12 protein-coding genes are annotated in these 15843 nt (G+C 38.3%); 5 read left to right on the top strand and 7 right to left on the bottom strand.

The window, feature by feature from the left end:
* The 3 genes from VJ937_RS01245 to VJ937_RS01235 all read right to left on the bottom strand — a co-directional run.
* Positions 1-913, bottom strand: a 913-nt coding sequence (locus VJ937_RS01245; RefSeq protein WP_324065104.1) for a calcium/sodium antiporter, incomplete at its 3' end; no start/stop codon positions are given.
* Positions 910-1437, bottom strand: coding sequence for a DUF6155 family protein (locus VJ937_RS01240; RefSeq protein ID WP_324065103.1), 528 nt, complete (start codon positions 1435-1437; stop codon positions 910-912). The genes VJ937_RS01240 and VJ937_RS01245, both read right to left, overlap by 4 nt.
* 7 nt (positions 1438-1444) lie before the next feature.
* Positions 1445-2323, bottom strand: coding sequence for a PfkB family carbohydrate kinase (locus tag VJ937_RS01235; RefSeq protein WP_324065102.1), 879 nt, complete (start codon positions 2321-2323; stop codon positions 1445-1447).
* Positions 2324-2489: 166 nt separating this feature from the next.
* Between VJ937_RS01235 and VJ937_RS01230 the strand changes: the two genes are divergently transcribed.
* The 3 genes from VJ937_RS01230 (at position 2490) to VJ937_RS01220 (ending at position 4007) form a co-directional block, all read left to right on the top strand.
* Positions 2490-2972 carry a hypothetical protein gene (locus VJ937_RS01230; RefSeq protein ID WP_324065101.1) on the top strand — a complete coding sequence of 161 codons (483 nt, stop codon included), beginning with the start codon at positions 2490-2492 and terminating at the stop codon, positions 2970-2972.
* Positions 2973-3061: 89 nt separating this feature from the next.
* Positions 3062-3613: a SiaB family protein kinase gene (locus tag VJ937_RS01225; RefSeq protein ID WP_324065100.1), complete on the top strand. Its 552-nt coding sequence runs from the start codon at positions 3062-3064 to the stop codon at positions 3611-3613.
* Between the two features lie 13 nt (positions 3614-3626).
* The gene (locus tag VJ937_RS01220; protein ID WP_057952262.1) at positions 3627-4007 is read left to right on the top strand and encodes a DUF1987 domain-containing protein; all 381 of its coding nucleotides are present in this window, start codon (positions 3627-3629) and stop codon (positions 4005-4007) included.
* 58 nt (positions 4008-4065) lie between these two features.
* Here the strand turns inward: VJ937_RS01220 and VJ937_RS01215 are convergent, their stop codons facing one another.
* From VJ937_RS01215 to VJ937_RS01205, 3 genes are read right to left on the bottom strand one after another with little or no spacing between them, the layout of a single operon-like run.
* Positions 4066-7140, bottom strand: coding sequence for an ATP-binding cassette domain-containing protein (locus VJ937_RS01215; protein WP_324065099.1), 3075 nt, complete (start codon positions 7138-7140; stop codon positions 4066-4068).
* Between the two features lie 11 nt (positions 7141-7151).
* Positions 7152-7559 carry a hypothetical protein gene (locus VJ937_RS01210; RefSeq protein ID WP_324065098.1) on the bottom strand — a complete coding sequence of 136 codons (408 nt, stop codon included), beginning with the start codon at positions 7557-7559 and terminating at the stop codon, positions 7152-7154.
* 22 nt (positions 7560-7581) lie between these two features.
* Complete coding sequence (locus VJ937_RS01205; RefSeq protein ID WP_324065097.1) at positions 7582-8502, bottom strand: hypothetical protein; 921 nt, start codon at positions 8500-8502, stop codon at positions 7582-7584.
* 257 nt (positions 8503-8759) lie between these two features.
* Here VJ937_RS01205 and VJ937_RS01200 point away from each other — a divergent pair, with 257 nt between their 5' ends.
* Positions 8760-10916, top strand: a complete 2157-nt coding sequence (locus tag VJ937_RS01200; RefSeq protein ID WP_324065096.1) for a S9 family peptidase — start codon at positions 8760-8762, stop codon at positions 10914-10916.
* Positions 10917-11027: 111 nt separating this feature from the next.
* On the opposite strand, the gene VJ937_RS01195 is transcribed toward VJ937_RS01200, so the two are convergent.
* Positions 11028-12017 (bottom strand): aspartate-semialdehyde dehydrogenase, encoded by a 990-nt coding sequence (locus tag VJ937_RS01195; protein ID WP_324065095.1) that lies wholly within the window; start codon positions 12015-12017, stop codon positions 11028-11030.
* A 139-nt stretch (positions 12018-12156) separates the two neighbouring features.
* On the opposite strand from VJ937_RS01195, the gene VJ937_RS01190 reads away from it, so the two are divergent.
* Positions 12157-15843: lamin tail domain-containing protein (locus VJ937_RS01190; protein ID WP_324065094.1), on the top strand; the 3687-nt coding region annotated here is incomplete at its 3' end.

Genomic DNA, 15843 nt, shown 5'->3' with positions numbered 1-15843 from the left:
GAATTAATGCCGATGTAAACAGGGTTTCGTTACCAACATGGATTGGTTTATTGTAGAGTGCGAGAAAAACAATCCAGGGCAAACCTAACCCCACCAGCACGTCGAACACATTGGAGCCAATGGCGTTGCTTATTCCCATATCGCCCTTACCTCTTTTGGATACCAGCACAGAAGAAATCAGGTCTGGAATGGAAGTACCGACAGCCAGTACGGTTAATGCAATAATTGCTTCAGGAATATCAAAAAAGTGGGCTACCTCAATGGCGCTTTCCACCAGTACCCAACTAAAAAATGCAATCCATGTTATACTTGCAAGAAACTGTCCAATATAGTGTTTGAAGGGGAACATTAACTTAAAAACAAAATTAATTATGCCCGGTTTCTTAACGGCAGGCTCATTAACTACCTCAGGTTCCGCTTCAGGTTTATAATGCACCCAGTGTTTCCATTTCATTACTACCCATACATACATTGCATACAAGACCAGCAGTAAAATGGCTTCCCACCAAAGAATTGCTCCATCAAGAAATGTAAATACAAGCAGCAGCACGCTTAACAAATAAAATCCGAGATCGCGCACCACAGGTTTCCAATTAATTACTGCCGTGCGCACAACTGCAACTGCACCACTGATTACGAGCAAATTGAAAAGGGCTGAGCCAAGAATTGTTCCCACACCAATTTCACCATGTCCGCCTATTTCGCCGGATTCGGCAGGCACAAATACCGCAAACAGTGCTATAAACAGCTCAGGAGCCGAGGAGCCAACAGCCATAAGTGTTGCACCTGCCACGTCTGAAGGCATTTTAAGTTTAGTACCAATTTCATCTAGCGCCGGAATAAAGTACCGATCACAAATTACACCCAGTGCGTAAAAAGAGGCAAGTAATATGAGTATATGAATAACTATCATTGCTTATGTTTTAATTGATACCGGGCATATAACAACTCAAAGTTCCTTCTGTTTGACCATTGCGCTTCATTTACACGGGTTACAATTTGCCGGCAACGGCTTTTAAAATCAGAAAGTATGCCATTTTTATGCATATAATCTAAAGCATTTTTAAATTGTGTCTCAAAACTTTTAAAAAATGCCACATTCGTACGGTTTTGCTCAATGGTAAAGAGTATGGCAATCTCAATGGCGTAAAGCCTTATATCCGCAATAATGTCAGGCGGCACACCAAGAAATGATAGTTCCCTGATGGCTTTCTGGCCTATGCTTCGCCGGGCTTTAACTCTTTTACCATAAACCGGAAAATACTCTTTACTGATTTTGGCTTTCCACTCATCAATAATTTTTCTGATATCAGGATTAAGCAAAAAATCGTAGTATTTTTTCACCTCCTTCGAAGTTGTATACAGTTCAATTATCTGGTCTTCCAGGTCCTCTTTGGATAATTGGCTGAAATATTTTTTTAGCTGTTGTTTGCCCATACTCAAATCAATTACCGTTTTCCGCAGCAATATAGTTCTCATTACTTCTGCATACCGCTCCGGCAAAACTAATTCCACGCTTTACAGCCAACTCAAAATGTGTTCTGTTTTGAATAGCATCTATACCATATGAAACAAATCCCGCAGTAAATCCATCACCAGCGCCTACAGAACTTACAACATCTATTTCAGGCACCTGGAATATGAAATGCTCATCATTAAACACTGCTTCTACCGGACCAGCGCCCTGCGTTAAAATATATTTTTGAGCACTATGCTTATTCAGGTATTTTTTCCAGTCATCATGACTTTTGCTGCCGGTAATATGAAAAAGATCTTCCGCAGAAACCTTAACTAAATCGGCCAGTTCAATCATACGCGCAATTCTTTCATATCTCTCAGGTTGCTCATCAAGGTGTTTGCTTCTGATATTTGGATCGTAAACCACATTAACATTGTTTTGCCGCGACTTTTCAACGACATCCAGCACATTGCCAAAATTGTCGTCATCAATGGCATAAAAAGATCCCGTTACAAGAAACTCTGCTGTGGAAAATTCTATTTCAAAAGGGTGTCCATTTAAGCGTTCATCCCTGTAGAAATTGTATTCCGGCACCATTTGTTCATTTAAAAAAGCAAGTGCAAGGTTACTTTTCGCTTTTGCTACGGGTCGATAGCATTCGGTACTGACCCCATTTTGTTGTAAAAAAAACCTGGATTGATTTCCTAAAAAATCATCGGCATAAAATCCCGCAAAAGCAACATCCTTTCCTGCGCGACCAATTGATATGGCAACATTATACATACTTCCACCATGAACCGATGCCGCGGGCTGATTATTTTTAAAAAGAATATCGTATACAGCCTCTCCGAGTGTGTAAATCATATCAAATCTTTATCATAGGTCAATCTTCAAAAATACAAAGCGTTTGTGAAATAATATGCAATTCACAAACTTTTTTAACACTTCTCGTTGTTAATCAGAATAAGTTATATTTTTTCACTATAAACCATAAGTGTTTTTATATATTTGGCCAATAATACTGAATATTTTGAAGCACACTATCTACATATTGGCAGTGGTTTTTGTTTTAATCGCGAGCTGCAAAGAGGAAAAAGACTGCCTTGATTATGGTGGCAATAGCGGTTTAATTTTATATGAAGTCGAAATGGGCAAATGTTACAGTGTACTCGATACATCGAAAATCATTGTAAATGATACAGTTTTATACAAGAAATTACCCCAATTCACAATCGATAGTGTACAACAAACCCTTGGTTGTGCTCCAAGTCCATCGAGGCCCCAACTCAACTTTGATACAATAACACTTTTAGGAGCCAAAACAGAAGCAAAAGGCTGTATTGTTACTTATGAAAGGAAAGTAAGCTATAGTGACACAGACAACAACATCACATATACAATTGACATACACGAATGTGGCGAGTGCAATGAAAACCGTATAAGTATGAATTGGGTTGCCATAAAAAAGCAAAAAAATATAAATAACCTTCAAGTATTAGTAAGGTACCATTAAATCTCTTAATATATCATTAACAATTAATGTCAGGCCCTAATAAACAAAAATTTATATATTTGTTATTAATGTAAAGAAGCAAACGGCAAATGGCCTTTAACTTAGAAAATTGGATAGCTGAAAAAACAAAGGAACAAGTGATATTCACGTTTAAAGGTGAATTATCAGATTCCATGCTGACCGATTTGCTTTTAATTGTTGAAAATAAACTTGAAGAAGTTGACGCAAGTAAAAAAATCAGAAAAAAAGTGTACAATGTTGCTATTGAGTCTTTACAAAATCTTTTTCATCACTCGTATCCAGTATTTTTAAATGGCACGCAAAAAAAAGATGTACGATACTCGATTATGATAATTACTTATAGTAAAAATGCCATAAAAATTACAACAGGCAATTTTGTAGATGAACAAAAGTCGAATTTCTTAAAAAAACATATAGATAAAATTAACAACTTATCAAAAGATGAGCTCAAAATACTCTACAAGGAGATACTTGACAACCAACAATTTAGCGACAAAGGTGGTGGGGGTTTAGGTCTTGTAGACATTGCACGGAAAGCTGAAAATAAGATTAATTATAATTTTTATTCTGATAAAAAATCATTATCTTTTTTCGATTTTAGTATTGAGATTAAACAATAAATGAAAAGACAATATGGATCCAATAAAAATTGAAGGTACTCCAAAAACTCCAACGGTCAATTTTAACGCTGAAAAAGGTAACATCGAAATTAAAGGCCGTTCAATACCTGAGAACTCTATTGAGTTTTACAAACCATTGGTAGACTGGTTAGAGGAATACATGAACAACCCCAAAGAACTAACAGAGGTGGATATTCAATTGGAGTATTTCAATACCAGTTCTTCTAAGTGCATTCTCGATGTATTCAAAAAGCTTGAAGCCATTTACAAAGGTGGAAATGAAGTAGTCATTAACTGGCACTACGAAGAAGATGATGAAGATATGCTTGAAGCTGGCGAAGATTACCAATCTATTATAAAAATTCCATTTAAAATGATGGAAATCGAAGAGTAACTTATATAAGTAAAAAAATAATGCCTCTGAAATTCGCTTTCAGAGGCAACTTTTATTTTCAGGATTTCACCCGCTCTACTACCTTTTCGATCCAGGCAAACAATTTAACCAACCACCTTTTATAAAGAATTATAAAAGATAATATATTCATTAGCCACAGCACAATGAAATTCACCCAATAAGTCGGGAAGAAACTACCAAGGAATTTCTTGTATGGCGAATAAAAATGCGCGCGGATAAACCCAGGTTCCGGATCTTTATATATTGGATCCATCTTTTGATATAAGCGCCCGTTATACTCTATAATACGATCAAAAGAATTGCTGTTACGAACAAACTCGCTAAGTTGATCATTGGCATGATTCATTTTAAGCCTTATAAATGATTCATTGTCCATAAGTTTTGCTCGTTTTTCCTCCAGAAGTTCATCTTTCTGACGAGATGCACTATTATAAAGGTTGATATAATATTTACGCATATCTTCTAACAATCGACGCACATTCTGAATAACTTGTTGATTTATACCATCAGGCGTAATTTGGTCGGTTTGAGCGAAACTAAACAGCTCATTCTCCTGTATTTGCTTTTTCAACTCTTCTCTGACAAGCCGCAAGTTGTAGGCAAACTTCTCTGAATTTGTCTCATCATTACCTAACTGCCGGTCAATGGTATTGAGTTTATTTTCAATCTCTTTCAACCAATAATCCTTATGGTAAACAGCCTCACTCATGACCTTGTTGTATGGATAAAAATCCTTTTCAAAAGCATTATTCTTATACTGATGAACTGCCAACCCTTCATAGGCCCAGCGGGCCGCAATAATCTCCCCGTACCATGGTATTGAGGTTGGTGAAGATACACTGGGATTGAGTTGATCATACCTTACAATAATACCACTCAGGATAAGTTGTGGAATAACCAAGAATGGAATAAGTATGTAAATGGTGACTACCGTTTTAAATAAGTCAGAAATAATAAGCCCCATCATATTGGCTACACTCCATGCAGAAAATAGCATAAGCCAATAGTGAAAATTCATTCCGGGTATTTCCATCACAGAATTCCCGACAAGCACAAAAAGCAAAGCCTGCAAGGCACTTATAAATAGCAAAATTGCAACCTTGGAGGTTAAATAACTGAACCAACTTAAATTTAGAAAACGCTCTCTGCGCAATATTTTCCGGTCTTTAATTATTTCCTCGGCACTAACTGTTAGGCCAATAAATATGGCTACAATTACAGACATGAAAATATAGACCGGCAGGTTATTATTTTCGAAAAGTGTATACCCAAGTTTATTTGTGGCATCAACATTATAAAACTTTACAATAAAGGAGAGAATGAATGCCAGCAAGGGCGCTTCGAGCATATTAATTAACATGTATTGTCTATTAGAAAACTTCGACAATACATCGCGCATTACAAATACTCTGAACTGTTTTAGCAAACCCGGTGCCTTAAAGTCAATTTTAGGCAGGCTCCGTTTTTCTTTTTCCTGGAAGAGGTATGGATTTTTGTCGGAGCGCAGAAACTTTCTGGACCATTCTGATGGGCCTATTTTACGTGTTTTAGTTAGATTTCCATATTCATCAAGCACATTTGCTTCGACAATATTGAAAATTTGTTCGCTATTAACGTTACCACAACAATGGCACTCACTTTCGTTCCAGTCAGCCTGGTGAATGCGGGATTTGAAGTACATAATAGAATCAACCGGGTTCCCATAATAAATCATGAAGCCGCCATAATCAAGCAACAACAATTTATCGAACATTTTAAATATGTCGGAGCTTGGTTGATGAATCACAACAAAAATGAGTTTACCCTTGAGCGTTAATTCTTTTAGCAGGTCCATAATATTCTCTGAATCCCGCGAAGAGAGGCCGCTGGTGGGTTCATCAAGAAAAAGCACAGATGGTTCCCTGATTAATTCCAGTGCAATATTGAGTCTTTTCCGTTGTCCGCCACTGATTTTTTTATTAAGCGGACTACCCACGGTCATATCTTTTATCTCATACAAACCCAGATTTTGTAATACCGTGACAACCTTTTTTAAAATGATAGGTTTCGATAGGTTTCCAAAGCAGAGGAGTGCATTATAATACAGATTCTGAAAAACCGTCAGCTCTTCAATTAACAGATCATCTTGTGATACATACCCGATAAGGCCCTGTATTTTATCTTCCTCCTCATGAATGTTGTACCCATTAATAAGCACCTCTCCCTCACTGGGTTTATATATTCCATTCAATACATTTAAAAGTGTGCTTTTACCAGCACCTGAGGCCCCCATAATACCAATAAGGTTTCCGGACTCTTCAGTGAATGAAATTTCATGTAATCCGGTATTACCGTTTTGAAATTGGTAGGATACCTTTTTCACATCATACTTTATAAGTTCGTCGCGTGTAAGGTCACTGAAAGCACTAATAATATCGCTGTAGTATATGGGCTTTATGCGGGAATTGCGCATTGATGAACCAAAAGTCAACACATAAACTTTATCTTGCTGCACAAGTTGGCCATTAAGATAGAGCTCATCATCACCAATATAGCGCATCACATACATATTGGCCTCTACAATAGAGAAAACCCTCACCTGCCCTCTCATACCGGGAGTCTGGATGTGATTAACCAGCATATCCGGATCATCTTTTTGGTTATCAATCACCAGTAATTGCGAACTATTAGGCAGGCGATCAAAATCGTAGAGTACAAAAGCCTTTATTTTAATAAACTCTTTATCGGGTATATAAAATGTAGATGCTACGGTCTCAACAAATTCCAACTCCTGATCTGATATTTCATTATCGGTTTTAATAAACTCCAGCAAACGAAAAAGTACAACGCGTTTTTGTTGGTGTGTGAGTTCATTATTAATTTCAGTACATATCTTAAGTACTTTAACAGAGCTTAAGGCAATGCTTTTTTTGCGCTTATGTTTAACGCTTAATTTTTTCTGATAAATGGAGTAATAGTAATCGTAAACCTGCAAATACTCATTGGCCAGTTCCTGGTTAAGCATTTGATTGAGAAAAGAATTCACAACAAGTCTTCTGTCGCTACCATCTGCCAATGGCTTGGCAATAATGGCAAATAGCTGCATTAAAGCTTTAAGAATCCTTTCGCTCATTTATGGAATAATTAATGCTCAAACCCAATCAAAAGATAAACAATTCCAGAACTTTGGATATTTGTATCGAGTCTGGCTTCGATAATACAATCGGTTGTTGATGAAAAATATAAGTCCCAATAGGGAGTATTGTCATAGTCTTTGTTGGAAAAAAGCAAGTTACGTTCTTTATCGTAAACATTAAAAACAATAGTCTGATTGTCTCTGGCACCACATGCTACCAACCTATATCTGTTATCTTTATAAAAAGTAGCGTGAAACTCTGCAACCTCCTCACCTGCCAGCAATGCACGGTACTGCTGACCATCAGAAATATATTTATCTTTAAAATAATTCTGGCATGTTTCCATAATTCCTGCAGGCTGGGCAGAACTTAAAGTTACAATGAAAAATAGTGGTATTATCAATAAATATTTCATTCTCCAGTGCTTTTTATAGTTTTTAAACTGCTTCGCCTTTTACAATGAAGGCACGAATCTCACCAATTTTTTCCTTTATTTCATTGAGTGTTGCTCTATCCATGGTAACATTTGTCCTGGTTTGAACTTTAGTTAATTTATTATCAGGATCGGTTTCAGATTTTATATAAGCATAATCAATACTAACCCTTTCATAAATATTAGCCAGGTTCAGGAGTTTGCCTACCAGTTTTTCGTAATCCTGATCACGGTTACTATATGGTGCTAACAGTTCAAGTAAATTGTCAAGTGGTATTTTATTTTCTCCAACACGTTGTATTAAAGCATCATTGACCTTTTCACCTAAATGTGTCATCAAGTACATACTCTCAATCCAACCGCCTGAGATAACCACACACGCCAGGTGCTCCTGATCATTATCTTTAAAATAGCCATCGGCACTGCGATATGTATTTCCCAGTATTTGCAATATAGAGTCCTGATTGCCGATATTATTTTCGATACGTTCGATTGTACTTTTATTAAATGCTCCCATCAACTGGAGTTTCTCGGCCAGGCCCTTAATTACACTGAAATAATTCATGGCATCAGGAGATTGCTCATAAAGTGTTATGTATGCCATATCGGCTCCATAAACTCCCAGATTAGCAGACCGGAAGAAAGTAGAATTATAATGTGATGTTTGAAGATCGTTTAAAACTTCACTATTGTATGGCAGCTCCTGTTCGTTGATAAAAATTGCTGCCTGGTATGGGGATGGCACACTAAAAAGTTTATTATTAAGCTTTACAATGCGGGATTGCGATGAATCCGATGACTGTGTTATAACTTTTTGTTTTATTGCATCGTCCTTGGTTTTCTGACCGTTCTTACATGAAGAAAAAAATAGAATAAATGGTAATACCATTAATAAAACAATGAAACACCGCTTTATGTAAACCATAATTATAATTTTACACGTGTATTTAGTGCAATTAAGCAAAAAAAAAGTAATTCTACAAGGTAAATTCCCCTGATATGAGCACATAAACATATTTTTAACACGAAAATGTTATTTTTACAAAAAATAACAAACTAATGGTACGAATATTAACAGTATTACTTATGCTTTTCTCAAACAACATATTGAGTTAGAGAAAACCAGACCAAAAGCAGAATGAAGCGAACTGTTTATTTTCGCAATAATTAAAACATAATCATATGAAGAATCTAGTATTAATACTTACTGTTTTTGTTGTAGCAATTGCAAACCCATCCTGGGCACAGGATGATAAATTTACGATGGAAGATGCTGTAATTGGCCAATGGAGAGGACTTTACCCCAGCTCGATTTATGGATACTGGCAACCTCAAACCCAACATTTAACTTATTCGCAAGAGAACAAAATCATAAGATTTGATGCAGACACAAAACAAAAAGACACACTGCTAACTCTTAAAAGCCTAAATGCCGCTTTAAATGCAATAAAAGCTGATTCATTAAAACGATTATCCAGCCCAGACTGGATCGATAATGAGCGTTTACTTTTTAGAAATAAGAATAAATTCTATGTTTATAGCACTGTCGATAATAGCATAAAAAATACATTTACATTTCAACCAACAGATAACAACTTTGATTATCCTGATGAATTATCAAAAGATATGGTTGCTGTTACAAATGGGAATAGCTTATTTATTATCAAACCAAACGCAAGAATAACTGTAGCACAGTCGAGAGATAAAGACATTGTTTATGGTCAATCTGCTAGTCGCAGAGAATTTGGGATATCGAAAGGTACATTTTGGTCACCAAAAGCGAATTACCTGGCCTATTATATTAAAGATAATTCAGATGTTACGGATTATCCACTTGTAGACATTACAAGCAGAACAGCAGAAGCTGAGATGACGCCTTATCCCATGGCCGGCACACCAAGTGAGCATGTTAGTCTTGGTATTTATAATGTTGATAAAAATCAAACCATCTACATAGAAGATGAAAATGCAGAATCAGAACAATACCTGACAAATATTTCCTGGGGTCCAAATGAAGAATATATATACATACAGGTACTTAACCGCGAGCAAAACCATATGAAATTTAACAAGTACGATGTAAAAACCGGCGCACTTGTTAACACGCTTTTTGAGGAAAAACATGAAAAATATGTTGAACCCTATCACAAAATTCATTTTATACCTGGGGATGATGACAAATTTGTTTATCAAACCAGGAGAGATGGCTATAATCATTTGTACCTGTATACAACGAAAGGCAAAGGAAAAGGCCAGATTACCAGCGGGAACTGGGAAGTAACCCAGTTTTTAGGCTTTGGCCCCAAAGGCAGATATGCCTACTACGTATCAACCGAAGAAAGCCCTTTAGAACGTCATGCTTATAAAATAAATATAAAGAATTCGCAAAAAAAGACAAAGATCACGCAAAGCCCTGGATACCACCGGGTCGAGTTATCCACCGACGCCAATTATCTGTCTGACCGGTATTCATCAACAGAGGTGCCGGGCATATCACAAGTGATAAATACCAACACCCTTGAAAAACACACATTAAAAAAAGCGAAAAATCCATTAAAACCGTATGCTCTCGGAGAGATGGAAATAGGCACCATTAAAGCCGGCGATGAAAAAACTGATTTATATTACCGCTTAATAAAGCCAACAGAATTCGACTCAACAAAAACTTATCCAGCCATAGTTTACGTGTATGGAGGTCCCCATGCACAGTTAATTAGCAATAGATGGATGGGCGGTGCGAGAATGTGGCAGCAATATATGGCGCAAAACGGGTATGTAATGTTGACTATTGATAATCGTGGATCGGCAAACCGGGGACTGGCTTTTGAAAATGCCACACACAGACAATTGGGAAAACTCGAAATGGAAGACCAATTAAGAGGTATAAAGTTTCTGAAAAAACTGGGCTATGTAGATACTACCAAAATAGGTGTTCATGGATGGAGTTACGGAGGATTCATGACCACATCTCTGATGACACACCACCCGGAGGTTTTCCAGGTTGGCGTTGCAGGTGGCCCGGTTATTGACTGGAAGTATTATGAAATTATGTATGGCGAACGCTACATGGACACACCCGAAGAAAACCCGGAAGGATATAAATCAACCAGCCTGATTGATATGGCTCCCGAATTAAAAGGAAAATTGCTTATTATACATGGGGGCATGGACCCAACGGTAGTTCAACAACACAGCCTTGCTTTTTTAAGAGCCTGCATTAAAAACAACATTCCGGTGGATTACTTTGTGTATCCTCAAGCAGAACATAATGTCAGGGGTAAAGACCGAATTCATCTTATGCAAAAAGTAACAGATTACTTCAATGATTTTTTGAAGTAAAAAACGGCCAGTTTTAGTAACACAATAAAAAACAAACCCATTCAGATTTTTGTAAAATCAGAATGGGTTTGTTCAGTATCAAAAAATCATAGGGAGAATTGGATATTTATATTACAACCACCCTTTTTGCTTCAGATGCATAGCAATTTGAACCGCATTCGTAGCAGCGCCTTTACGTAAATTATCAGCAACAACCCATAGATTTAAGGTATTGGGGAGAGATTCGTCGCGCCGCAGGCGGCCTACAAAAACTTCGTCGCGTTCATGGCTATTAATGGGCATCGGATAAACATTATTAAAGGGATCATCTTCAACCACCATGCCTTTTTCTTTATTGAGTAATTCTCGAAGTTCCGCTAAATCAAAATCATTGTGGAAGGTTGCATTGATCGATTCGGCATGCCCTCCTGTAACAGGAACCCGCACAGCGGTTGCCGTTATTCCAATGGTTTGATCAGACAAGATTTTTCTTGTCTCATTCACTAACTTCATCTCCTCTTTAGTGTAGCCATTATCGAGAAAATCATCACAATGTGGAAGGCAGTTCAGATCAATCGTGTGCGGATAAACCTTATTTGCCGCTATACCTTTTCGTTCATTATTCATTTGATCTACAGCATCTTTCCCAGTACCTGTAATAGATTGATAAGTAGAAATTACCAAACGTTTAATTTTATATTTCGAATGGAGCGGAGCTAAAGCCATCACCATTTGAATGGTACTGCAATTTGGATTTGCTATAATCATATCATCAGCGCTCAACACGTGGGCATTTACCTCAGGTACCACTAATTTAATATCTTTGTGCATGCGCCAGGCACTGCTGTTATCAATTACTTTGCATCCAACTTCGGCAAAACGCGGAGCCCATTGCTTTGATACGCTTCCTCCAGCTGAAAACAACGCGAGATCGGGTTTAAGATTAACTGCTTGTTCGGGTTCAACTATCGTATAACTTGTTCCCTGGTACTCGACCTTCTGGCCCGCCGAACGGGCTGAAGCCACAGGAATAAGCTCATCGACAGGAAATCTATACGCATCAAGCACTTCCAACATTTTTCTTCCAACCAAACCTGTAACTCCTACAACAGCAAGTTTCATAACCTAATGATTTTTATCGGTGAAATATGTGAATAATAGATTGATTATTGATTGTACGTAAAAGCAATTATTTGTATTTTTCAATTCAATAATTATTGCGTTTGCTTTAATCGTAAATCAATCACAAAATTAATAAAAGATGCGAATAATTGCGCTATACCTTTTCACCGGATTACTATTCTGCTCAAACATAACGCTCGCCCAGCTTTCAGAGTCCTTTACAGACATGAACTTTACTACCAACCCGGAATGGACAGGCGACACTGAAAAATTCACCGTATTAGACCCGCCCAATTCAGGTGACGGAAGTATAGACGAAACGTGGAACGACGATGGTAGTCTATTGCGCTCAGCAGCCGATAGTGGCGATGCTGCCCTCGTTACAGCCTCTACAAGGGCCTATGGCGAATGGCTTTTCTCAATTGCAGATGGCAGAGGATGGGCAATATCAGGATCAAATGATTTTTATGTTGTTTTGATTAGCGATACTAATGATCCAGAACAATTAAAAGATGGCAGTCGCGATTTTAACGGCTACTATTTAAGGTTTGACGGTAATGAAGGCGACAGCTTTACTTTACATAAACAAACCGGTACAACAAGTACATTAATATTAAATTCCAACTTCCCCGATGGCGATGATGCTACCGCCTCTAAAACATACAGCATAAAAATCACTCGCAATAGTAGTGGGGAATGGAATTTATTTATTGAAGAAGGCCTGTACCTCGATCCTCAAAACCTCCTGGGTACAGCAACAGACAACGAAATCACAAACTCATCATTTTTTGGTATAGTGACCAATATTGCAAACCCCGGGCCCGAGCGTGTAGCATACATAGATCAAATTATTACAAGAGATTTTATTACCGATGAACAGCCACCGTTTATTACAGAACATTTAGTAACAAGCACTAAGACAATTGATTTACATTTTGATGAATACACAGACTCCGTTACTGCGCACAATATTTCAAATTACAATCTGCAAGGCACTGGCTCACCAGATTTGGTAGGTTATGTACACAATAATCATGACAAATTACGATTGACATTCAATTCAGGATTACAGGCAAGCCAAAGCTTAACGCTTGATGTTTCTGGTGTAGCAGACCTCGAAGGAAATACAATTGATACCAGCATTCAGGTCATAACGCCTGCCATACTCAACCAAAACATAACCGAATCATTCAGTGATTTTAACCTTAATACCAACCCTCAATGGCAGGGTGAGGTTTCAGATTTTGAAATTCTTGATCCCCCCATCGAAGGAGATGGAAGCTTTAGCTCAGAATATGTCACAGACGGCGCCATGCTACGCTCAAGGCAGAATACCGGAAGCAAAACCATTTCTTTCGAAGCCCTACGCTCTTTTGGCCAGTGGTCTTTCACCATAGCTGACGGTGCCAATTGGAGTATTTCAAGTACGAACGATTTTTATATTTTGCTCAATGCTTCAACAAACGCCCCAGAACAGCTTGACTCCGACAACCCGGACTTTTACGGATATTTTTTAAGATTCGATGGCGGAGCAGATGACACCTTTATACTGTATAAACAGACCGGAACGATATCAACACCCATTATTGAAACAGGATTTCCGGATGGAAGCGATTCAGGCACACCGCAACCCTACAGCGTCAAAATTACGCGTACTGAAGCCGATGGCTGGAAACTCTACATTGATGAAGGTATATATGAACAAGCATCAACATTGAGAGGAACTTCTGCAGATCAGGAAATCACAACTGGTAATTATTTTGGTATTTGCACCAACATCAGCACTCCCTCTGAAGAGCGTGTTGTTTACATGGACAGCATTTATATTGGAGAAATAATTTATGATACCATTCCACCTGCACTTGAACAAATAACTGTGCAAAACGCAAATACCCTTTCGCTGACTTTTTCAGAATCGCTGGATACTTCACTTATTACGACCACTAATTTTGAGGCAGCAAAAGCTGGCGTACCACAATCCTTAAGCTTTGACGCAAATGGCAGTGTTATAAACCTATACTTTCAGAACGATTTTATCAACCGCGAACAAGACACCTTGAATATTTCTGCCCTGCAAGATATGGAAGGCAATTTAGCGAATGATACTTCAGCATATTTCACCTACTTCATTCCTCTACCCGGTGAAATCGTTATAAATGAAATTCTATTTGATACATACCCACCTGTTGGCCTGCCTGAGTACGATTATATTGAGCTTTACAACCGCTCAGATTATGAAATTAACCTGGCAAACTGGACGCTTGAAATTGATGATAATACAGAGATATTCCCGGAGTATACCATACCACCTGCCGGCTACTTAATAATTACAAGCAGCGCAGCCACCGACGAGTACTCCATTTATGGTGAAACCCTTGGCCTCATCACCACATCAGCATTAACAAATGATGGGAAACCTGTAACACTAAAAGACTCAAGCGGACAGGTAATTCATGGTATCAGCTATACACCAAATTGGTATCATGACCCTGAAAAAGAAGATGGCGGCTGGAGTATTGAACAAATAGATCCGGATACATGGTGTGCACAAGCCAACAACTGGCATGCATCAGAAAGCTCTGTTGGGGGTACACCCGGAACAATCAACTCTGTTGATGCACAAAACCCCGACAACACCCCACCTTCTGTAGCATCAGTCTCGGTAATTGATGACCATACAATTACAGTTCAATTTTCAGAGACTGTAACCGGTCAGCTCATTAACTCCGACAACATCACCATAAGTCCCGATCCGGGTAATGTAGTTTTCTCCACCAATCCCGAATACCCAAAGATCTGGCAAATTGCCACCACACAAACCCTGCCTCCCAGAACAGCAATGGAGATCACTATTAGCAATATAGTTGATTACTGTGGCAATGCCATGGCAGATACAGTGATCAGCTTCTATTTTGTTCCGTCAGAATTCCAGCAAATAATCTTCAATGAAATACTGGCCGAGCCTAATAACGAAACGGGAATTGCTTATGAATATCTTGAATTATACAACAGAGATTCTTTAGATGTATCGTTACAGGGATGGACACTACAAGCAGGAAGCAGAACATGGACCCTTCCGGCCAATGTTATTCCCCCCAACGGTTACTTACTCATTTTACCCGAATATATAGCAGCTCATCCCGATGCACCGGAAAATGCAATTTACCTCTTCGACGATTCTGACCTTAGCGATGGCGGCACATTGCTTCAGCTCAATGACGCAGATGGCAACAACATCACATGGGTGGACTATGACGACCAATGGCACGATAACAATTTAGCTGAACTTGGCGGCTATGCACTTGAGCGGATTGACACTGAACATCTTTGTGGCGATTCAGAAAACTGGCGCACAAGCACATCAGAAAATTTTGGTACACCGAATATGCAAAATGCTGTTTTTGCTGAAAATGCCGACAATGAAAAGCCAGAAGCTTTATATTACATTCTTCCGGGCGACACTACCATTCAAATTGAATTTGACAGCCCTTTGTGGCCCGAAGCATCCATCGAAAATCTAACAAGCAACGATGTTAACATTTCAAATCTGCACATACCACACCCAAAAGGCAGGGAAATCATCATGGAGCTTACAGCACCACTTGCACATGATATAAATTACACCATTACGCTTAACAATTTTGAAGACTGCAACCGCAATGTAATGGAGCCAACAACTTTCAACTTCAAAAAACCGGTTGCACCTGAGGAGCACGATCTTGTAATTAACGAAATTTTGTTTAACCCGCCCGAAGGCTGCGATGATTTTGTTGAGATTTACAACATAAGCGACCAATACCTTGCGATGGATCAAATGTACATGGGC

The organism is Salinivirga sp., assembly GCF_035268865.1.
In the GTDB taxonomy this organism is placed as follows: domain Bacteria; phylum Bacteroidota; class Bacteroidia; order Bacteroidales; family Salinivirgaceae; genus Salinivirga.
The sequence above is the reverse complement of the archived record's forward strand: the minus strand, read 5'-3'. Positions and strand labels throughout refer to the sequence as shown.